Annotated in this window: 15 protein-coding genes; 5 read left to right on the top strand and 10 right to left on the bottom strand. The window is 71.6% G+C overall.

Annotation, left to right across the window (positions count from 1 at the left end):
- Positions 1–2: 2 nt before the first annotated feature.
- From KIH27_RS04740 to KIH27_RS04725, 4 genes are all read right to left on the bottom strand, one after another.
- Positions 3–7,100 (bottom strand): type I polyketide synthase, encoded by a 7,098-nt coding sequence (locus KIH27_RS04740; RefSeq protein WP_214091771.1) that lies wholly within the window; start codon positions 7,098–7,100, stop codon positions 3–5.
- Positions 7,101–7,281: 181 nt separating this feature from the next.
- The gene (locus KIH27_RS04735; protein ID WP_214091770.1) at positions 7,282–7,965 is read right to left on the bottom strand and encodes a winged helix-turn-helix domain-containing protein; all 684 of its coding nucleotides are present in this window, start codon (positions 7,963–7,965) and stop codon (positions 7,282–7,284) included.
- Positions 7,965–9,140, bottom strand: coding sequence for a sensor histidine kinase (locus tag KIH27_RS04730; protein ID WP_307856786.1), 1,176 nt, complete (start codon positions 9,138–9,140; stop codon positions 7,965–7,967). Before KIH27_RS04730 ends, KIH27_RS04735 begins: the two co-directional genes overlap by 1 nt.
- A gap of 118 nt (positions 9,141–9,258) precedes the next feature.
- Positions 9,259–10,017 (bottom strand): phosphoglyceromutase, encoded by a 759-nt coding sequence (locus KIH27_RS04725; protein ID WP_214091769.1) that lies wholly within the window; start codon positions 10,015–10,017, stop codon positions 9,259–9,261.
- Between the two features lie 246 nt (positions 10,018–10,263).
- Here KIH27_RS04725 and KIH27_RS04720 point away from each other — a divergent pair, with 246 nt between their 5' ends.
- From KIH27_RS04720 to KIH27_RS04710, 3 genes are all read left to right on the top strand, one after another.
- Complete coding sequence (locus KIH27_RS04720) at positions 10,264–10,656, top strand: DUF732 domain-containing protein (RefSeq protein WP_214091768.1); 393 nt, start codon at positions 10,264–10,266, stop codon at positions 10,654–10,656.
- Positions 10,657–10,819: 163 nt separating this feature from the next.
- Positions 10,820–11,212 (top strand): hypothetical protein, encoded by a 393-nt coding sequence (locus KIH27_RS04715; RefSeq protein ID WP_214091767.1) that lies wholly within the window; start codon positions 10,820–10,822, stop codon positions 11,210–11,212.
- A gap of 594 nt (positions 11,213–11,806) precedes the next feature.
- Positions 11,807–12,505, top strand: coding sequence for a cutinase family protein (locus KIH27_RS04710; protein WP_307856785.1), 699 nt, complete (start codon positions 11,807–11,809; stop codon positions 12,503–12,505).
- A gap of 4 nt (positions 12,506–12,509) precedes the next feature.
- Here the strand turns inward: KIH27_RS04710 and KIH27_RS04705 are convergent, their stop codons facing one another.
- From KIH27_RS04705 to KIH27_RS04690, 4 genes are all read right to left on the bottom strand, one after another.
- Positions 12,510–13,004 (bottom strand): type III secretion system chaperone family protein, encoded by a 495-nt coding sequence (locus KIH27_RS04705; protein WP_214091766.1) that lies wholly within the window; start codon positions 13,002–13,004, stop codon positions 12,510–12,512.
- Complete coding sequence (gene mshA, locus KIH27_RS04700; RefSeq protein WP_214091765.1) at positions 13,001–14,329, bottom strand: D-inositol-3-phosphate glycosyltransferase; 1,329 nt, start codon at positions 14,327–14,329, stop codon at positions 13,001–13,003. Before mshA ends, KIH27_RS04705 begins: the two co-directional genes overlap by 4 nt.
- Positions 14,330–14,353: 24 nt before the next feature.
- The gene (locus KIH27_RS04695; RefSeq protein WP_214091764.1) at positions 14,354–15,637 is read right to left on the bottom strand and encodes an ROK family protein; all 1,284 of its coding nucleotides are present in this window, start codon (positions 15,635–15,637) and stop codon (positions 14,354–14,356) included.
- 231 nt (positions 15,638–15,868) lie between these two features.
- On the bottom strand, positions 15,869–16,243 hold the full coding sequence (locus tag KIH27_RS04690) for a DUF5615 family PIN-like protein (protein WP_214091763.1): 375 nt from the start codon (positions 16,241–16,243) through the stop codon (positions 15,869–15,871).
- Positions 16,244–16,305: 62 nt separating this feature from the next.
- Between KIH27_RS04690 and KIH27_RS04685 the strand changes: the two genes are divergently transcribed.
- Positions 16,306–17,052 (top strand): SDR family oxidoreductase, encoded by a 747-nt coding sequence (locus KIH27_RS04685; RefSeq protein ID WP_372451299.1) that lies wholly within the window; start codon positions 16,306–16,308, stop codon positions 17,050–17,052.
- 72 nt (positions 17,053–17,124) lie between these two features.
- Here KIH27_RS04685 and KIH27_RS04680 read toward each other — a convergent pair whose 3' ends face one another.
- Together KIH27_RS04680 and KIH27_RS04675 are read right to left on the bottom strand one after the other, a co-directional pair.
- The gene (locus KIH27_RS04680) at positions 17,125–18,447 is read right to left on the bottom strand and encodes a L,D-transpeptidase (protein ID WP_307856784.1); all 1,323 of its coding nucleotides are present in this window, start codon (positions 18,445–18,447) and stop codon (positions 17,125–17,127) included.
- 57 nt (positions 18,448–18,504) lie between these two features.
- Positions 18,505–19,557, bottom strand: coding sequence for a UDP-N-acetylmuramate dehydrogenase (locus KIH27_RS04675; protein WP_214091761.1), 1,053 nt, complete (start codon positions 19,555–19,557; stop codon positions 18,505–18,507).
- 26 nt (positions 19,558–19,583) lie between these two features.
- On the opposite strand from KIH27_RS04675, the gene KIH27_RS04670 reads away from it, so the two are divergent.
- Positions 19,584–20,084 carry a DUF2505 domain-containing protein gene (locus KIH27_RS04670; RefSeq protein ID WP_214091760.1) on the top strand — a complete coding sequence of 167 codons (501 nt, stop codon included), beginning with the start codon at positions 19,584–19,586 and terminating at the stop codon, positions 20,082–20,084.
- Positions 20,085–20,091: the final 7 nt, after the last annotated feature.

The raw sequence follows: 20,091 nt of genomic DNA, 5'->3' as shown, positions 1-20,091 counted from the left end.
GGCTATCCACCGTCCTTCGCATGCTCGCCGTCGGCGATCATCTTGCGCAGCAGTTCGTCGACCGCGGCGTCGGAGAGGTCGTCGACGCTCTCGGGCAGGCCGGCGGCCGCTGACTGCGGCGCCGCGGGTGCGGCTGACCGGGCCGGTACCGCATCGGCGAGCTGGCTGGCCAACCACTCCGCCAGGCTCGCCACGCTCGGCCCGTCGAGCAGCCGGGCGACCGGCACCACGATACCGAGTTCGCGTTCGACCTGGATCCGCAGTTCCAGGGTGATCAGCGAGTCCACCCCGAGGTTGTTCAGCGGCGTGTGCAGGTCCAGGCTCGCCGGGGCCAAGCCCAGCTTGCCGGCGACCAGACCACGCAGGTAGGCCTCCAGCAGCGGTGGCCGGTCCTCGGGTGCGGCGGCCTGCACCGCCGCGTAGAGGTCGCCGGGCATCTCGCCGCCCGAACCGGCGCCGGCGGTCGACAGGTCGGTGAGCAGCGGCCGATTGGCACCCGGACGCCAGCGCGCCCAGTCGATGTCGAGCACCATGAACTGGGCGGCCTCGGTCGTCGCCTCGGCCAGCAGCATCTCGAGCGCCGCGAGGTACTGGGCGGCGGTCATGCCCTCCACCCCGTAGTGGGAGAAGTGCCGGTGCAGTTCGGTGTTGGTGAACATACCCAGCCCGACCCAGGGCCCGAAGTTGACGCTCAGCGCCGGTCGACCGGCGGCACGCCGATGCCAGGCCAGCGCGTCGAGGAACGCGTTGGCGGCCCCGTAGTTGGCGGCACCCGGGGAGCCGAGCACCGACGCCGCCGAGGAGAACAGCACGAAGAAGTCCAGCTCGATCTCCGCAGTCAGCGTGTGCAGGTTCCAGGCACCCTGCACCTTCGGGTCCATCACGTCGCGCAGCTTGGCCTCGTCCAGCCGGGCGACGATCGCGTCGTCGACGGTGCCGGCGGCGTGCACCACACCGCGCAGCGGCGGCATCGACTCGGCGATCATGGCCAGTGTGGCGGCGACGTCGGTCGGCTTGGTGACGTCGCCGCGGGCGACCGTCACCTGCACACCGGCTTCGCGCAGCGCGTCGATGCTCGCCTGCGCGGTCTCCGACGGGGCTCCGCGCCCGGTCAGCACCAGGTGTCGGGCACCCTGCTGTGCCAGCCAGTCAGCGACCGCGCCGCCGACCGCGCCGAGCCCGCCGGTGACCAGGTAGGTGGCGTCGTCACGCACGGTGAACATCTCACCGATCTGGCCGTCCTCGGCGGCGTAGCGCGCCAGCCTTGCCACGTGGCGCCGGTGGCCGCGCAGCGCCACGTCGACCTCGCGGTCGCCAGCCCAGATCTCACCGAACAGCGCCCGCGATTCCTCCGGTCCGCCGTCCGCAGACAGGTCAACGCAGGTGGTGTGCAGTTCGGGATGCTCGTGGTCGATGCTGCGGGCCAGCCCCCAGGCCGGCGCCTGGGCGACCGCCAGCGGTTCGGCGTCGGACTCGTCGGCGCCGACGGGCTGCGCGCCGCGGGTGATCAGCCACAGCCGCGGCGATTCCGCCCACCCGGCCAGCGTCAGCGCCTGGATCAGGTGCACCACGCTCAGCGAGCCGAGGGTGGCGGCCGTCGCCAGCGAGGCGCAGTCGGTAGCCGCCACCGGGGCGACCAGCAGGTTCCACAGGTGCAGCACCCCGCGGCACGGCGGCCGGTCGCCGCCGAACGCCGCGCGCAGCAACTCGGCGAAGTGCTCCGGCCGGGTCGGGTCGACCCGGTAGCTGTCGGCGCTCACCCGCTCGATCTCGGCCAGTCCGACCACCGGCTCCACCAGCACGCAGGACTGGGACTGGGCTTCCAGGTTGTCGCGCAGGGTGTCGCCCACCGAGCCGTCGGACAGGATCAGCCAGCTACCGGCCTCAGTCGAAGCGCCGTCGAGTTCCGGCGCGATCGACGCGGGCTGCCAGGTCATCCGGTAGATCTTGTCGGTCAGGTCACCCGCGCCCGCACCGGCCGCGATCCGGCCGTCGGCCAGCGGCGTCCAGTCGGCGCTGCCGGGTGCGGCGGTGTAGCACTCGAAGGACAGGGTGCCCGCCGGGTCGCCGCGCAGCACGAACTGCACGACCCCGGCCGAATCGGCCGAACCCCGCACGGTGACCCGGCGGGTGCTGCGCTCGGCGGCGCCGAACGCCTGCTCGGCCGCGGCCAGCGCCAACTCGCCGAGGCTGTCTGCGGTCTGCCCGGCCTTCACGTCGGTCTCGATGAGGGTGTCGGTCGTCCCGGCAGGGCGGATCGGCCCACGCCACCGGCCCTGACCACCGCCGTGGCTGGGGGCCGCGATCGACCCGGCGTCCAGCCAGGCGTGCACCCGCTGCCACGGGTAGGTCGGGGCGGTGACGCAGCGGCTGTCGGCCGGGTAGATCTGAGCCCAGGCCACCGGGTAACCCAGCGTGTACAGCGCGCCGAGCGAGCCGAGCATGGTGGAGCGGCCCTCGTCGTTGCGGCGCATCGACGGCAGCAGGGTGGCCGGCCGGCCGATGTCCTCGGCGTCCTCGCGGGCGCCGGTCAGCAGGATCGGGTGCGGGCTGAGCTCGACGAACGTGTCGTTGCCGGCCTCCAGCAGGCGGCGCAGCGCCGACGAGAACCGCACCGGCGAGCACAGATTCGCCACCCAGTAGTCGGCGTCGAGCAGCCGGTCGCCGACGAGGTCGCCGGTGACACCGGAGTACAGCGGCACCGTCGGCGCCGTCGGCTGCAGCTTCACCAGCGTGCCGCGCAGGCCGGCGCCGAGCGCCTCCATCTGCGGGCTGTGCGAGGCGACGTCGACGTCGATGAACCGGCAGAACTTGTCCTGCGCCTCCAGCTGCTCCTTGAGCTCCTCGAGCACCTTCGGGTCCCCGGAGAGCACCGTGGACCGGTGGCTGTTGTTGGCAGCGATCGCGACCTTTGCCTCCCGGCCGGCGATCAGGTGATACGCCTCATCCATGGTGGCCTCGATGACCATCATGCCGCCGCGGCCGCGGACCTGACGCAACATCCGGGCCCGCGCGCAGATCACCCGGGCGGCGTCGTCGAGGCTGAGCGCGCCGGCGACGTGCGCAGCGGCGACCTCACCGAGGCTGTGCCCGACCACCGCGGCCGGCCGCACCCCCCAGGACCTCCACAGCGCGGCCAGCGCCACCTGGATGGCGAAGATCGTCGGCTGCAGGATCGCGATGTCACCGAGCTTCGACTTGCCCTCGGGTGCCGCGAGCTCCGTGAGGATGGAGTGCCCGAAGTGCGGCAGCAGCGCGTGGTCGGCGGCGGTGAGCGCCTCGGCGAACACCGGCTCCTCGGCCTGCAGCCGCTGCGCCATCCCGTGCCACTGCGAACCCTGCCCGGAGAAGATGAACGTCACCGCCGGCGGGTGGCCGGGCCGGCAGTGCGCCGACGCCAGCCCGGGCCGGGACTCGCCCAGCCGGTGCGCCGACAGCGACTCGAACATCGCCGCCGGGGAGTCCCCGACCAGGGCCAGCCGGTAGTCGTGGTGGCCGCGCCGCGCCCCCGCGGTGAAGCACAGGTCGGACAGCTGTGATGCGCCGACCGCCCCGAACAGCGCCATCTCGTATTCGCCGACCAGCGCGGTCAGCGCCTCCGGGGAACGCGCGGACAGGGCCAGCAGCTCGGCGCGCGGCTCGGCGCCGTCGTCGTAACCGGAGCGGACCTGCGGTGCCTCGGTGAGCACCACGTGGGCGTTGGTGCCGCCGAAACCGAACGAGCTGACGCCGGCGACCGCGCGACTGCTCACCGGCCACGGGGTGAGTTCGGTCACCACCCGCAGCGGCAGCTTGTCGAAGCTGATGTGCGGGTTCGCCTCGTGGTAGTTCAGGCTGGCCGGGATCTGCCGCTGCTGCAGCGACAGCGCCACCTTGATCAGGCCGGCGATACCGGCGGCGGCCTCCAGGTGACCGACGTTGGTCTTGACCGAGCCGATCAGGCAGCGGTTGCCGGCCGGGCGGCCGTCGGCCAGCGCAGCACCCAGGGCGTTGGCCTCGATGGCGTCGCCGATCGCGGTTCCGGTGCCGTGCGCCTCCACGTACTGCACGGCGCCGGCCGGGAACCCGGCGCGCCGGTAGGCCTCGGTGAGCACCGCTTCCTGCGCCCGGCCGCTGGGGGCGATCAGCCCGTTGGTGCGGCCGTCCTGGTTGGTGGCGCTGCCGCGGATCACCGCGTACACCGGGTCGTTGTCGGCGAGCGCCTTGCTCAGCGGCTTCAGCACGACCACCCCGGCGCCCTCGCTGCGCACGTAGCCGTCGGCGTCGGCGTCGAACGTCTTGCAGCGGCCGTCCGGTGCCATCACCCGGGCCTTGGAGAAGTTGATCGCCAGCGCCGGCGACAGGATGACGTTCACCCCGGCGGCCAGCGCCATCGAGCATTCGCCGTCCCGCAGGCTGCGGCAGGCCAGGTCGACGGCGACCAACGACGAGGAGCAGGCGGTGTCCACCGCCAGCGACGGGCCGTGGAAGTCGAAGACGTAGGACAGCCGGTTGGCGGCGACGCTCAGCGCGTTGCCGGTGCCGGTGTAGGCGTCGACCAGCGCGGGCTGACCCAGCCGCAGGAAGCCGTAGTCGTTGGTGGAGATGCCGACGAACACCCCGGTGCGGCTGCCGGCCAGCGCGTCGGGCACCTGCCCGGCGTCTTCCAGCGCCTCCCAGGCCGTCTCCAGCAGCAGCCGCTGCTGCGGGTCCATCTGCGCGGCCTCACGCGGCGAGATGCCCCAGAACCGGGCGTCGAACTGATCGACCTGGTCGAGGAAGCCGCCGCGCCGGGTGACCGCGGTGCCGGGCACGTTCGGGTCGGGGTCGTAGAACTCGTCGACGTTCCAGCGGTCCGCCGGGACGTCGCCGGTGGCGTCGACACCGCCGGCGAGCAACCGCCAGAAGGCTTCCGGGGAATCCGCGCCCGGGAACCGGCAGCCGATGCCGACGATCGCGATCGGCTCGTCGGGGTCGATCCGCTCCGGTGCGGTCGCCTCGGTGTCCGGGCCGCCCTGGGCCGTGCGGGCCAGGTGCGCTGACAGGATGTCGATCGACGGGAATTCATACGCCAGCGTCGGGGTGAGCTCGACGCCCAGCCACTTCTCCAGCGCGGTCGACAGCCGCACCGCCTGAATGGAGTCCAGGCCGTAGTAGGCGAACGGCCGCGACGGGTCGATCTCGGCGGTCGGCATCTCCAGCTGGGTGGCGAGCTGCTCGACCAGCCAGGCGCCGATCTCCGCGGCGCTGCGGGTGCCCGGCCCGGCGGCCGGTGCCGCCGCCGGTTCGGCTGCCGCGGCGGGTTCGGCCGGTGCAACGGCGCCGGGGATGTCCGCCGGCCAGGCGGCCACCACCGGGAGCTGCCCGTCGAGGTACAGCTGCTTGGTCTTGCTGCGCTGCATCTTCCCGCTGGACGTGGTGGGCAGCTGCAGTGGCTGCACCAGGACGACGGCGTGGGTGCGCACCGCGTGCTTCTCGGTGACCGCGGTGCGGATCACCTGCATGGCCTCGGCCAGTTGCGCCTCGTCCAGCCCGCTCGGGTTCACCTCCTGCACGACGACGAGCTGTTCGGACGCCCCCGGCTCCGGGGCGACCGAGAACACCGCGCCACGGCCCGGCAGCAGCGCCGGGTTGGTGTTCTGCACGGTCAGTTCGATGTCGTTCGGGTAGTGGTTGGCGCCCCGGATGATGATGAGGTCCTTGCTGCGCCCGGTGACGAACAGTTCGCCGGAGCGCAGGAAGCCCAGGTCGCCGGTGCGCAGGAACGGTCCCTCACCGGTGTCGGCCAGGGTCGCTTCGAACGTCTCCTTCGACAGTTCCGGCGCTCCCCAGTAACCGTGCGCGACGCTCGGACCGGACACCCAGATCTCGCCGACGTGATCCGGCGGGCAGGCCAGCCGGGTCTCCGGGTCGACGATCATCACCCGCTGGCCACCGCGCGGCTTGCCGCAGCCGACCAGGGTCGCGGCGATCGGGTCCTGCGGTGCGACGTCACGGATCTCGTTGTCGCGCAGCGCGGCCCGGTCGATGTACTGCACCAGCGGCACCGGCGAGTCGGATCCGCCGGAGACCAGCAGCGTGCCCTCTGCCAGGCCGTACACCGGCAGGATCGCCTCGCGGTGGAACCCGGCGGGTCCGAAGGCCTCGGCGAACCCGTCCAGCGTCGCCACCCGGACCGGCTCGGCGCCGCACAGCGCGGCCGACCAGTTCGACAGGTCCAGCGCCGCCCGCTCCTCCGGGGTGCTCAGCTCGATGCACAGGTCGTAGGCGAAGTTCGGCGCGGCGGTGATCATCGCCTTGTGCCGGGAGATCGCCTCCAGCCAGCGCATCGGCCGTTTGATGAACGCGGTCGGCGGCATCAGGATGGAGTTGCCCGCGACGTACAGGGTTTCGAGCAGTCCGCCGATCAGACCCATGTCGTGGTACGGCGGCAGCCAGAACACCCCGGTCGCCTGCATGTCGGTGCTGGCGTCCCAGGCCTGGCAGATGGTCTCCAGGTTGTGCACCAGGTTGCCGTGGCTGAGCATCACGCCCTTGGGCGCACTGGTCGAACCGGAGGTGTACTGCAGCATCGCGATGCTGTCGGCGCCGATCTGCGGCGCGGTCCAGTCCGCCTCGCCGCCGGTGAGGTCGTCGACGATCGTCCACTGCAGCGCCTGGCCACCGGGCAGGCCGTCGATGGCGGGCCGGATCCGCGGCAGGATCTCGGCGTTGGTCAGCGCGTAGATGGGCTGCAGGTCGGCGATGATCGAGGCGACCCGCGGCACCAGGTGCTCGCGCATCGGCGGGTGGACGGGGATCGCGGTGGCGCCGGCGTACAGGCAGCCGAAGAACCCGGCGATGAAGTCCAGTCCGGGCGGGCACAGCACCAGCACCCGCTGCCCGGCGGCACCCTGACGCTGCAGGTCCGCGGCGATCCGGCGGGCCCGGACGTCCAGCTGCCGGTAGGTCACGTGGCTGCTGTCGGTCTCTTCGCCGTCCCGGGAGAAGGAGAAGGCGAGCTTGTCCTCACGCTGGTCGGCCCGCTGGGTCAGCAGGTCCACCAGGGTGACGAGCGGCGCGGCCGATCCGCCCGGCTTGACCTCGTTCGGGGTCTCACCCGGCGGGTTGTGGGTGCTCATCGATCGTTTCTCCCGTATAGCCAATCAAGACTGTTTTTAGACCGAGCCCGTAGCTCACCACAGTCGAGCCTTGATTAAGGCTACATTAAGAGCACAGGCGGTTATCCCGTGATTTTCCGCGACCGGGGCCCGGCCGGGCAAGTTAGGTGACCCAATCCCGGGCCAAATCACGTCGGGCCGGTCAGCCCTCCAGCTTGTAGCCCAGGCCTCGCACCGTGACCAGGTGGATCGGATTGGCCGGATCCGCCTCGATCTTGGACCGCAGTCGCTTCACGTGGACGTCGAGCGTCTTGGTGTCGCCGACGTAGTCGGCACCCCACACTCGGTCGATCAGCTGACCGCGGGTGAGCACCCGGCCGGTGTTGCGCATCAGGTATTCGAGCAGGTCGAATTCCTTGAGGGGCAGGGTGATCTGCTCCCCGTTCACCAGCACCACATGGCGTTCGACGTCCATCCGCACCGGGCCGGCCTCCAAGACCCCCTCGCCGACGCCGCCCTCGTCGTCGCCGCCGCGGCGCAGCACCGCCCGGATCCGGGCGATCAGCTCCCGCGCCGAGTAGGGCTTGGTCACGTAGTCGTCGGCGCCGAGCTCCAGGCCGACGACCTTGTCGATCTCGCTGTCCCGCGCAGTGACCATAATCACCGGCACGCTGGAGCGGGCCCGCAGCTGCTTGCACACGTCGGTGCCGGACATTCCCGGCAGCATCAGGTCCAGCAGCACGATGTCGGCGCCGACCCGGTCGAACTCGGCGAGCGCCGACGGCCCGTCGTTGACGACAGTCGCCTCGAATCCCTCCTTGCGCAGCAGAAATGCCAGCGGATCGGCCAGCGACTCCTCGTCCTCCACGATGAGCACGTGTGCCATCAGCGCTTCTCCTTCTCATTGCTCTGCACTGCACTGTCCTGATAGGCGGGGATCGACAGGGTGAACGTGGACCCGGTGCCCGGCTGGCTCCACAACTTGATGGACCCGTTGTGGTTGGCCGCCACGTGTTTGACGATCGCCAGTCCGAGGCCGCTGCCACCGGTGGCCCGGGAGCGCGCCTTGTCGCTGCGGAAGAACCGCTCGAACACCCGCTCCTGGTCGGCACGGGCGATCCCGATGCCGCGGTCGGTGACCGAGATCTCCACCAGGCCGTCGTGCCGGCGGCGGCTGATCGAGACCGGTGCGCCGTGCGGCGAGTAGTTGATGGCGTTGGACACCAGGTTGGCCAGCGCGGTGACCAGCAAACCCTGATCGCCGAGCACCTGGAAGCCGCTGGCGGCGTCGGTGGTGACGGAGATGTCGGCGTTCTCGGCGGCCACCTTGTGCCGGGCGATCACCTCGGCGACGACGCTGTCGACGTCGACGGGGCCGAGCACCGGCAGCGGGTCGGCGCCCTGCAGCCGGGACAGTTCGATGAGCTCGCCGACCATCTCGGCCAGCCGGTTCGCCTCCACGAGCACCTTCTCCGAGAACCGGCGCACCATCTCGGGGTCGTCGGCCGACTCCAGCAGCGCCTCGGCCAGCAGGCTCATCGCGCCGACCGGGGTCTTGAGCTCGTGGCTGACATTGGCGACGAAGTCCCGCCGGCTGGCCTCCATCCGGGCCTGCTCGGACTGGTCGTCGACGATGACCACCGCGAACCGGCGGTCCTCCTCGGAGAGCAGCCGCGCATACCCGCGCACCGACATCTCCGAACGCGCCTGGCGCCGGGCCGCCGGCAGGTCGAACTCGACGTCGTCCGCACCCGCCAGGGCCCGCTGCGCGGCCGCCCAGGCCTTGTCGTCGAGGAGTCGGTCGCGCACCAGGCCCAGTTCGCCGGCCCGCTCGTTGCGGTAGACCACGTCGCGGTAGGTGTCGACGACCGCGATGCCCAGCGACGCCTGCTCGACGATCCGCTGCAGCATCTGCGAAACGGTGATGCCCGACCGCTCGGCGATCTCGCGTTGCCGCCGGGCGAGCAACCACGGGGCCAGCCACCAGCCCGCCGCCGCGCCGCCCATCAGCGCCACCACCGCAGAGCTCACGACGAGCACCAGCGCTGACGTCACTGCCACGGGAAAATCGTACGCACCCGCAGGCGTCGGTTATGCCAACACGAGGCCGCCACGGTGTACCCCGGGTGAACTCAAGGCGAAAGTTCGGTGGAATACCCGCCCGAGCGGCCCCGCAGGGCTACTTGGCGCCCTGATTGGCGACCGCCGCGGCACCGGCGGCGGCAGCCTCCGGGTCGAGGTACACCCCGCCGGCGACCGTCGGCTTGAGGTCGGCATCCAGGTCGTAGCGCAGCGGCACCCCGGTGGGGATGTTCAGGCCGACCACCTCGTCGTCGGACATCCCGTCCAGGTACTTCACCAGCGCCCGCAGCGAGTTGCCGTGCGCGGCGATCAGCACGGTCTTGCCGGAGCGCAGGTCGGGGATGATCACGTCGGCGTAGTAGGGCAGGAAGCGCGTCACGACGTCGGCCAGGCATTCGGTGAGCGGGCCGCCGCCGATGTCGGCGTAGCGCGGGTCGGTGTCCTGGCTGTAGCGGCTGCCGGCCTCGATCGCCGGCGGCGGGGTGTCGTAGCTGCGCCGCCACGTCATGAACTGCTCTTCGCCGTAGCGGGACTTCGTCTCGGCCTTGTTCAGCCCCTGCAGCGCGCCGTAGTGCCGCTCGTTCAGCCGCCAGGTGCGCCGGACCGGGATCCAATGCCGGTCGGCGGCGTCCAGCGCCAGGTTGGCGGTGGTGATCGCGCGGCGCAGCAGTGAGGTGTAGACGACGTCGGGCAGCAAGCCGTGCTCGACCAGCAGTTCGCCGGCCCGGACCGCTTCGGTGCGGCCCTTCTCGGTCAGGTTGACGTCCATCCAGCCGGTGAACTGGTTGCTGGCGTTCCACTCGCTCTCGCCGTGGCGGAGCAGGACCAGGGTCCGGGTAATCGACGTGTCTGACATGGCGGTCAGTGTCTCACGACGGCCTGCGCCCGGCCCGGACCAGACCACCCACCGGGCAAAATAAGGAAACTCCCACATAACTAAAGAATTTCGCCATGAATAAGGCAATTCATAGAATTACTTCTGTGACGGTGTCGTGTTCTCGTTGTGATAATTGAATAGCACTGTTGTTCCTGCGATCAATGGGACTGAATGCTCGCCCGCACACCGCGGGCGCGTCGCATTCGTGACACGTGGGAGGAACTGATGCGACATCACCGTATCGCCGGCGCAGGGCTGGCAGTGGCTGCGGGACTCGTAGGGATGACCGTCGGCCTGGCGGCGCCGGCGAGCGCCGATCCGGGGCCGGGCATCGGCCAGAACGTCTGCCCGCTGCTGGCCAACTCGGGGTCCGGACTGGTCTCGGCGGCCTCGACCGTGAGCAACGCCGCCTCCGGCATCACCGGAAAGAGCGGCCCCTCGCCGGAAATGGCGCAGATGTTCGCGCAGATGGCGCTGTCGTCGTACTGCCCGACAGCGCTGTCGGCGTTCAGCAACGGCCGGCTGCCCGACGTGCCCGGGGTGTTCAGCGACGCACCCGGCTCCACCGGCCTGTTCGAGGGCGGGCTGCCCAGCCTCACCGCGCTGCCCGGCCAGTAGCCCGGCCCGGCCCGCGGCCGCAGCCGCAGCCGCAGCCGCAGCCGCAGCCGCAGCGTAATTGAGGGAAATTAAGACACCACACCGGAAACGAATTCGCCCGGAGAATCCGTCATCACCCGAAAGCCGCCGATTCGCGCGGAACCTCCAGAGAGGGAGTGCCCGAATGTCCATGAATATTCTCACCGTCCACAACACCCCGCGATCCGTTATCCGGTCCGCGCTGCGCGCCGCCGGCGCCACCACCGCGGCCGGCCTGATCGGCCTGGGGGTCGGCCTGGCGGCGGCGCCGTCGGCGTTCGCCGACGAGGTTCCGGTTCCCGCACCGGTCCCGGCTCCGCCCGCGGTCCCGGCTCCCGGTGCCGCCGCCGCGCTGCCCGGCGGCGGCAATCAGGTCGGCAACGCGTTCCTGCAGGTGCTCGGCTCGATGCTCGGCCGGGTGGCCCCCGGCGCCGAGCAGATGATCCCGTCGACGATGCCCGACCCGGGCGCGGCGGTGCCCGCCCCGGCGGCGCCCGCGGCTCCGGCCCCGGCCCCGGCGGGTCAGACGGTGACGTGACCCGGCTACCGGCCCCTTCCGCAGTGGTCGTCGACGGCGCGCCGCACCACATCCCACACCTCGGGGACCTTCTGCCACGCGTCGATGAGTAGCGGTCGCGAATCAGTCAAATCGCATGCGATCTATCAGTCGATTAGCCGACAAGCGTCTCCACCGCATCGCTGAGATCAGGTGTTTTCGCAGGTGCTGAGATTCGGGTCTGAGGAACATCCCCATCGACAATCACGGGCCTGAACCATGTGCAGTCGTGCCCGCCTCTGCGCGACAACGACCGGCCACCGGGTCGATTGAGTGGCACCGACCGCCAATTGTCGCGCAGAGGCGGGCAGTCGTCATACCTCTCCGTTTTCGGCGTGCACGTCACGCGATCCCGCGGTTGCCAGCCCGGCGAAAACATCGATCTCGGGTACCGTCGGACATTGGTGGCCTTCGCGGGTTGAGGCGCGGCGGACTGTCGGGCGATAACTTCGATCGACGCCACGCAGTTGACACCGTGTCGCATTCGGCCCGCAGTCGATCGGAGGCATCGCGGTGATCGACCCATTGCGTCGCGCTAGCACCGGTCTCCTCAGCGCGGCCCTGCTACTAGCCGCGGTGAGCGCCCCGACAGCCCCAGTTGCCTCGGCCGCGCAGCCGTGCCCGGACGTCGAGGTGATCTTCGCCCGCGGCAGCGACGAGCCGCCCGGCGTCGGCAAGATCGGCCAGGCGTTCGTCGACGCGCTGCGCCCCGAGCTCGGTGGGCGGTCGCTGCAGGTGTACCCGGTCGACTATGCCGCGGTCGGCGGGTTCAGCAGCGGCGCGGAGTTCGCCCGCAGCGTCGTCGGCGGCATCCGCGACGAGGCCGGCCACATCCAGCAGGTGGTGGCCGACTGCCCGGACACTCGGCTGGTGCTCGGCGGCTACTCGCAGGGCGCGGCCGTGACCGGGTACGTCACGTCGCCGGCCGTCCCGACCGGGGTGCCCGACGAACTGCTGCCCGACCTGCCCGAGCCGATGCCTGCCGCGGTGGCCGAACACGTCGCGGCGGTGGTGCTGTTCGGCACGCCGTCGCCGGTGTTCATCCGCCGCTACAGCGCGCCACCGGTGATCGTCGGCCCGCTGTACGCCGGCAAAGCCATCGAGCTCTGCGCGGTCGACGACTCCGTCTGCAACGGTGCCCCCGACGGCATCCCGTTCGGGCACTTCAACTACCCGACGAACGGAATGGCCGGCGCCGCAGCAGATTTCACCGTCGGCAGGCTCGACGCCGACACCACGCCGCAGGTCACGCTGCACGGGTCGCACGGGCGGTGACCGGTTAGTCGTCGATCAGGTGCTCGAACGCCCGCAGGTTCTTCAGCGACTGCCCGGTGGAGACCCGCCACTCCCATTCCTTCTGGATGGAGCTCTTGAACCCCAGCTCCAGCAGCGTGTTGAAGTCGAAGTCGACGGCCTCGAGCACCTGCCCGAGCACCCGGTCGAGTTCCTCGGCGGTCACCGACGCCAGCGCCATCCGCCCGATCAGGTAGATGTCGCCGACGTTGTCCAGCGTGTAGGCCACCCCGTACAGCCGCCGGTTGCGCTTGAGCATGAACCGGTAGACGCCCTCGTGGTTCTCATCGGGCTTGCGGCAGACGAACGCCTCGACCCGCACCGAGTGCTCGCCGATGCTCAAGATCGTGTTGGTCTTGAGCTTGCGCTCGCCGGGCAGTTCCACGATCAGCCCCGGCAGCCCGCCGTGCGCGCCGTGGAACGGCGAGTAGGTCAGCTCGGCCGCCTTCAGCGTGTCCTCGATGAGTTGCTGCACGCTCATGCCCGCGCCCCCAGCCCCCCGAGTCGTGGCGCCCAGCGCCGGGTCCGGCGGCCGGCCAGCACGTGCACCCGGTGCCGGCGGGCGGCCGCGAAGTCCTCGATCGCTCCGGCGTAGCTGGCCAACTGCGCATCGACGGTGCGGTCCCAGGAGAACCCGGCGGCGTGCTCGACGGCGGCGCGACGCATCGCCCAGCCGGCCGGGCCGGCGCCCAGTCGCAGCAGCCGGTCGATCGCCGCCGCCCACTGCGCGATGTCGTGGCCGGGCACCAGGGCGCCGCTGACGCCGTCGGCCACCGCGACCGGCAACCCGCCGACGGCCGCGGCCACCACCGGGGTCCCGCACGCCTGCGCCTCCAGGGCGACCAGCCCGAACGACTCCGAGTAACTGGGCACGGCGACCAGATCCGCGGCCCGGAACAGGGTGGCCAGGTCCGCGCGGGACTGCGGCGGCAGGAACGTCACCCGCTCCGCAATGCCCAGTTCGCCGGCGAGCCGGGTCAGCCCGTCGGGGTCGGTCAGGCTGCCCGACGGCCCACCGGCCACCACCACCCGAACCCCGGGCAGTTCGGCGACCGCGCGCAGCAGGATGTCCGGTGCCTTCAGCGGCTGGATGCGGCCGACGAACGCCACGACCGGTTCGTCGTGGGAGAGCCCCAGCGCGGCCCGGGCCGCGGCCCGGTCGCCGGGACGGAAGACCTGCAGGTCGACGCCGGGATGCGCGACGTCGATCCGGCGCGGATCGGCTTCGTGCAGCGCAACCAGTTGCCGCGCTTCGTCTTTCGTGTTGACGATCAGCCGGTCCGCCTCGTCGACGACCTGCTGTTCGCCGACGGCGCGCAGCGGCGGCTCGGGTGTGTCGCCGGCGGCCAGCGCGGCGTTCTTCACCCCGGCCAGGGTGTGCGCGGTGTGCACCAGCGGCACCGCCCACCGGTCGGCGGCCAGCCAGCCGATCTGCCCGGACAGCCAGTAGTGCGAGTGCACGACGTCGTAGTAGCCGGGCTCGTGGGCGGCCTCGGCGCGCAGCACCCCGGCGGCGAACGCGCACAGCTGGGTGGGCAGGTCGTTCTTGTCCAGGCCCTCGAACGGCCCCGCCACCACGTTGCGCACCAGCACCCCGGGAGCGACGTGCTGCGCAGGCGGGTCGGCCGATGACGTGGCCCGGGTGAAGATCTCCACCTCCACGCCGCGGCGGGCCAGGTGCAGCGCGCTCTGCAGCACGTAGACGTTCATCCCGCCGGCGTCCCCGGTGCCGGGCTGGGCCAGCGGCGAGGTGTGCACCGACAGCACCGCTACCCGTCGCACGTCGGTTCCGAAGCCCTGCCCCACCCAGCCATCTTTACAGCAGCGGCATCAGGGCTGCCCGGCAGCGCCTCGAGAGCGCCGCATCGCGGCCAGCGGATCGGCGTAGACCCCGGCCAGCGAGACGGTGCCGGCGCCGGCTTCCTGCACCCGATTGCCGAACGCGCTGAGCCGGATCGCCCGAGGTGCCAGCATCGAGCGCTGCGCGAACGCCCGCTCCACCTCGGCCATGCCCTCCGGGTAGTCGGTGAAGCCCTGCCCACCGACCACCAGGTCGTCGGGGTTGAGCAGGTCGCGCAGCAGTGCCACCGCCTCGCCGAGCGCCCGGGCGCGCTCGGTCAGCAGCGCCGCCGCGCGCTCGTTGCCGGTGCGGGCCTCCCGCACCAGTCCGGGCACCGCCGCCGACCCCGCGCCGTTGCCGTCGGGCAGGATCCGCAGCCGCCGGGCCGCGGCCAGCACCGCTTCGTCGCTGACGGTGGTCTCCAGCTGCCCGGAGCCGCCGAGCAGCTCCGAGGAGACCGGCAGGCCGGCGATGGTGCCGGGGCCGCTGGCCGGGCTGTGCACCCGCCCGCCGATCACCAGCGCGTAGCCGACCGTCTCGCGGGCGTAGACGTACAGGCTGGTCCGGGTCTCCAGCGCCGCCGGTGGCACCGGCCGGCGCCCGCCGAGCAGCAGTTCCGCACCGGCCATCGCGTCGACGTGGGAGGCCACCGAGACCGGCAGCCCGAGTTCCTCGGCGAGCACCGGCCCGACCGGCGCCGCCGTCCAGCCCAGCCGCGGGTGGTCGACGTGACCGGTCTTGCCGTCCACCGCGCCGCCGATCGCCACGCCCACCCACAGCGGTGTGCGCTTGTTCCACCGGGTCAGGTAGCGCCGCGCGCTGCCGGCCAGCGTGGCCAGCGCCGGGGCCGCACCGCTGCGCGGGGTCGGGGCCTCGACGACGTCCAGCGTGCGCCCGAGCAGGTCGGTGGCGACGATGCTGGTGGTCCGCGCCCCGATGTGCAGGCCCAGCGCCAGGTACGGCTCGTGGTTGACGGCCACCGGCCGGCGTGGGCGCCCGATCGCGCCGGACGCCACCAGGTCCGCGCGCTCCACCAGCAGCCCGGCGTCGAGCAGCGCGGTGACCTGGCGGTTGACGGTGGCCACGCTCAGCGTGGTGGCGCCGGCGACGGCTTCCCGGGCGATCGGCCCGTGCTGGCGCACCGCGGCGAAGACGGCGGCGCCGGCCGCGTCGGACACCGCCAGTGCGGGGGCGACGACGCGCGGGTGCGACCGGGTGCGGAGCGGGGCTTTCGGGGGCTGCACGGGTGCGGGGGTGAGTGTCGTCGACGACATGCGATGTCCTTGCTTGAGGGAGTCCGAGTTGTTCCGGGGGGCTTGATCACGCCTGCACCCGGCGGGACTCCTCTGTGCAAGGAGCGCTATCCGCAGCGGGTCAGGCGCAACGACATGCGCGGTGACAACACGCGCCGGTGGCGACCGGACAGACCGCTGTCAGAAAGCGGTGGCTGCGGGACATAACCGGAGAATCTAGCACGAGCGCCCGGCGCCACCGTGGTCCCTGGCTCAGTCGGCGGCGGACTCCAACCACAGCACGCCGCCCGCTGCGGTGACCGCGGAACCCGCGCACGCTCGGTCGAGCGCGGTGATCAATCGACCGATGAAACGACGGTTCCGCGGGAAGGCGATGTCAGAGGTGTAGATCAGCCCCGGCACAACCTCGCCTGCCGCGTGCCGTTGACGCCGCAACCGTTCGAAATCGACGACGTTGTTGGTGACCAGTACCCGGTTCTCGTCGACGGCACGCTGGAGAAGGTCGTTGTCGGGGCTTTCTCGCGGAACCGCATGGGCGGCGACGGCAACGCAGTCGTAGCCGCGGGCCGTCAACTCGGTGGCGATGCGGGGGTGGAACATCTCATCGAGCAGCAGCCGCGCGGTCACCGACGTTGTAGGCGCTCATCGTCATGCCGCGGCCGTATCACCCGGTCACTACAGTCGAGACGATGACGACACCTCAGCGCACCGCGGTGGTCACCGGCGCCAGCTCCGGCATCGGCGCGGCGACCGCCCGCACCCTGGCCGCCCAGGGCTTCCACGTGGTCGCGATGGCCCGCCGCGCCGACCGGCTCGCCGCCCTGGCCGACGAGATCGGCGGCACCGCGGTCGTCGGCGACGTCACCGACCCGGCCGGAATCACCGCGCTGGTGGCGGCCTGCCCCGGCCCGGTGCACGTGCTGGTCAACAACGCCGGCGGCGCCAAGGGCCTGGAGCCGGTCGCCGACGCCGACCTGGAGCACTGGCGCTGGATGTGGGAGACCAACGTGCTGGGCACGCTGCAGGTCACCCGGGCACTGCTGGACAAGCTGGTGGACTCCGGCGACGGGTTGATCGTCACCGTCACCTCGATCGCGGCGTTCGAGATCTACGACGGCGGCGCCGGCTACACCGGGGCCAAGCACGCCCAGAGCGCGCTGCACCGCACGCTGCGCGGCGAACTGCTCGGCAAGCCGGTGCGGCTCACCGAGATCGCCCCCGGCATGGTCGACACCGAGTTTTCGCTGGTGCGCTTCGACGGCGACGCCGCCCGCGCCGATGCGGTGTACGACGGGCTGACCCCGCTGACCGCGGCCGACATCGCCGAGGTGATCGGGTTCGTGGCGTCGCGCCCGCCGCACGTCGACCTGGATCAGATCGTCATCCGGCCGCGGGACCAGGCGAGCGCCACCCGCGCCCACCGCCGCACCCCCTGATTCAGCGCGACCGTGCATAGTTGACCAGGTCCACCTGCGGAAATACCGGTGAGTTGTGCACCGTCGCGGGGGTCAGCCGCCGGGGGACTCGCTGGGCGCGGTGGTGGTGGTCGTCGGAGTGCCCGACAGCGTCGGCGCATCGGCCGGGGTGGCCGGTGCTGTGCTGGGGATCTTGGCGGGCGGCGCCTCCGCGGACAGCGCGGACATCGACACCCAGGTGCCCCAGTCCACCGCCCAGTCCCAGATGTCGCCGTCGGCGTAGGACAGCTGGATCGAACTGCCGGTCACCTCGACCGGGTCGCCGTAGACCGCGGTGTAGAAGTACTGCTCCGCGTCGTCGGTGGACAGGTTGATGCACCCGTTGGTGACGTTGGTGTTGCCCTGCGCGCTGGCGCTGTTCGGGTTGGCGTGGATGAACTCGCCGTTGTTGGAGATCCGCACCGCCCACCGCTCGTGGATGTTGCTGTAGCCGGCGGCCGGGTTGGACATGTAGAAGTCGGCGTACTTCTCGGTGACCACGTGCACCCCGTTGCGGGTGATGTTGCGGGCCTTGTCGGCCTGGCCGTAGCTGCACGGGAAGTCCATGACGACGCCCTCGTCGCGGACCACCTGGATTCGGTGCGAGGAGACCTCGGCGCGCACCACCTGCCGTCGGCCGATCGAGAAGTCCAGGCTCATGTCCTGGGCGCCGAACGCGCCGTCGCCGAACGCCAGCCCGTACAGCTTGGCGGCGACGCTGACCTTGGTACCGGCCGGGAAGTAGTCGCGGCTGCGCCAGTGCACCCGGGCTCCCTGCGCCTCGTCGGGCAGCCACGCCCAGCTGCCCTCCACCGGCGGATCGCAGGTGATGCTCAGCGCCCGCTCGACGGCGGCCTTGTCGGTGATCGGCGCGTCGAACTGCAGGATCACCGGGGCGGCGACGCCGACGGTCTGCCCGTCGGCCAGCTGGAACCCGCCGTCGATGACGACGGCCGGGGTCACCGTGGTGATCTTGCCGGCGATCGGCACGGCGTGACCGTCGTGCCCGACCACCGAGCCGCTCCAGGTGTAGACGGCGTCGTAGCCCAGCGGTTCGGTGACGGTGTACTCGGTGCGCTCGTCGTTGTACGTGCCGGTCAGCACCTTGCCGGCCGGACTGGTCAGCGTCACCCGCTGGAACCAGCCGTCGCGCACGCTGACGCCGAGTTCCGCCGTCGGCAGCACATCGGTGGTGCCGTCGGCGGGGCTGAACGTCAGCGCGGGTGCCGCCGGTGCGGTGGCATCCGACGGTTTGCCGGCGCGGCTGGCGCAGGCCGCCAGCGCGTTCGGGGCCAGCACCCCCACCGCCAGCGCAGCCAGCGCCCGGCGTCGACTGACCGCCGGGCCTGCCGTCGGCTCGTCCCCCCGGGTGTTCACGGCAGACCAAGATACCGGCCCAACCCTCTGACCACCTGAGATGCGGTGAACGAGGACTTAGAGCGTGCAGCCGACCAGCACCGGTTCCGGGTGCAGGGTGATCGAGAACACGTCGTGGACCCCGTCGCGCACGGTGCGGGCCAACGCCAGGATGTCGGCGGTGGTGGCGCCACCGCGATTGGTCAGCGCCAGCGCGTGTTTGCTCGACAGGCCGGCCCGCGCCGCCGGATCCCGCGGATAGCCCTTACCGAACCCGGCTCGCTCCAGCAGCCAGCCGGCAGCCAGCTTCACCCCGCCGGGGGCATCCCAGTGCGGGACGGGCCCGTCGGCCTGCTCCACCACTTGTTGATAAATAGCTTGCGGCACAACAGGATTGGTGAAGAAGGAACCCGCGCTCCAGGTGTCGTGGTCGGCGTCGTCGAGCACCATGCCCTTGGCGGAGCGCAGCGCGAGCACCGCGGCGCGCGCCGCCGCCGGGTCCGCCCGGTCCCCGTCGGCCGCCCCCACCGCCGCAGCCAGCTCGCCGTAGCGCAGCGGCGCGCTGCGACCGGCCGGGTCCAGCGCGAACTCCACCTCCAGCACCACCGCCGCATCCGAATGCTTCAGCACGCTGGTGCGATAGCCGAAACCGAGTTCGGCCGCCGGCACCCAGGCCACGTCGCCGGTGCGCCGGTCCAGCAGCCGCACCCGGGTGAGCAGGTCGGCGACCTCCACCCCGTAGGCACCGACGTTCTGCACGGGGGTGGCGCCGGCCGAGCCGGGGATGCCGGACAGGCACTCCAGCCCGCCCAGTCCCAGCGTCACCGCGTGCGCCACCACGTCATCCCAGACCGCGCCGGCCTGCACCCGCAGCAGGTGACCGTCACGCTCGACGCCGTCACCGGCCAGCCGCACCACGGTCAGGTCGGTCAGATCGTCACTGATCACCACGTTGGAGCCGCCGGCCAGCAGCAGCGGTTCGCCGTCGAGCGCGCCCAGCGTCGCGACGATCTGCTCGGCGGTGACGCAGGTGATGACCCGGCGGGCCACCGGCCCGACCCGCAGTGTCGTCAGCGGCGCCAGCGGCACCGCCTCGGCGACACGCGCACCCGCGAACTGAGAACCCGCCACGGGCGACAACGGTAGCCTGACCAGCTATGTCGCGCACATTCACGCTGTCGCAGCACTATCCGGCGACCGTCGACCAGGTGTACGCGGCGTTCGCCGACGAGCGCTACTGGCGGGCCCGGCTGGCCGACTCCGGGGCGGACACCGCGACGCTGGACTCGATGACGGTCAACGGCGGGATCGCGGTCACCACCACCCAGGGCATCCACCGCGACAAGCTGCCCGCGCTGGCCGCGCAGTTCCACCCCGGCGACCTTCAGGTGTCCCGCAGCGAGCACTGGCATGCGGTCTCCGCCGGGCGGGCGAGTGCCGAGTTCACCGGCAAGATCGTCGGCGCCCCGGCGAAGGTCTCCGGCGACGCCGTGCTGGAACCGGCCGGCACCGGCTGCGAACTGCGGCTGAGGGCGACCGTGCACGTCGACATCCCGCTGCTGGGCGGCAAGATCGAGAGCTTCATCGGCGGGCAGCTCACCGAGCTGATGACGGCCGAGCAGCGGTTCACCGCGGGCTGGCTGGGTCAGCACCGCTAGGCCGAAG

Source organism: Mycolicibacter acidiphilus (assembly GCF_018455725.1).
GTDB lineage: Bacteria > Actinomycetota > Actinomycetes > Mycobacteriales > Mycobacteriaceae > Mycobacterium > Mycobacterium acidiphilum.
Note: the sequence above shows the minus strand (reverse complement) of the source record. Positions and strands in the feature narration are given on the sequence as shown.

Coding starts and splice junctions, on each gene's coding strand:
- KIH27_RS04740 (WP_214091771.1), bottom strand. CDS start 7,100: ATGAGCACCCACAACCCGCCGGGTGAGACCCCGAACGAGGTCAAGCCG.
- KIH27_RS04735 (WP_214091770.1), bottom strand. CDS start 7,965: ATGGCACACGTGCTCATCGTGGAGGACGAGGAGTCGCTGGCCGATCCG.
- KIH27_RS04725 (WP_214091769.1), bottom strand. CDS start 10,017: ATGTCAGACACGTCGATTACCCGGACCCTGGTCCTGCTCCGCCACGGC.
- KIH27_RS04720 (WP_214091768.1), top strand. CDS start 10,264: ATGCGACATCACCGTATCGCCGGCGCAGGGCTGGCAGTGGCTGCGGGA.
- KIH27_RS04715 (WP_214091767.1), top strand. CDS start 10,820: ATGTCCATGAATATTCTCACCGTCCACAACACCCCGCGATCCGTTATC.
- KIH27_RS04705 (WP_214091766.1), bottom strand. CDS start 13,004: ATGAGCGTGCAGCAACTCATCGAGGACACGCTGAAGGCGGCCGAGCTG.
- KIH27_RS04695 (WP_214091764.1), bottom strand. CDS start 15,637: ATGTCGTCGACGACACTCACCCCCGCACCCGTGCAGCCCCCGAAAGCC.
- KIH27_RS04685 (WP_372451299.1), top strand. CDS start 16,306: ATGACGACACCTCAGCGCACCGCGGTGGTCACCGGCGCCAGCTCCGGC.
- KIH27_RS04670 (WP_214091760.1), top strand. CDS start 19,584: ATGTCGCGCACATTCACGCTGTCGCAGCACTATCCGGCGACCGTCGAC.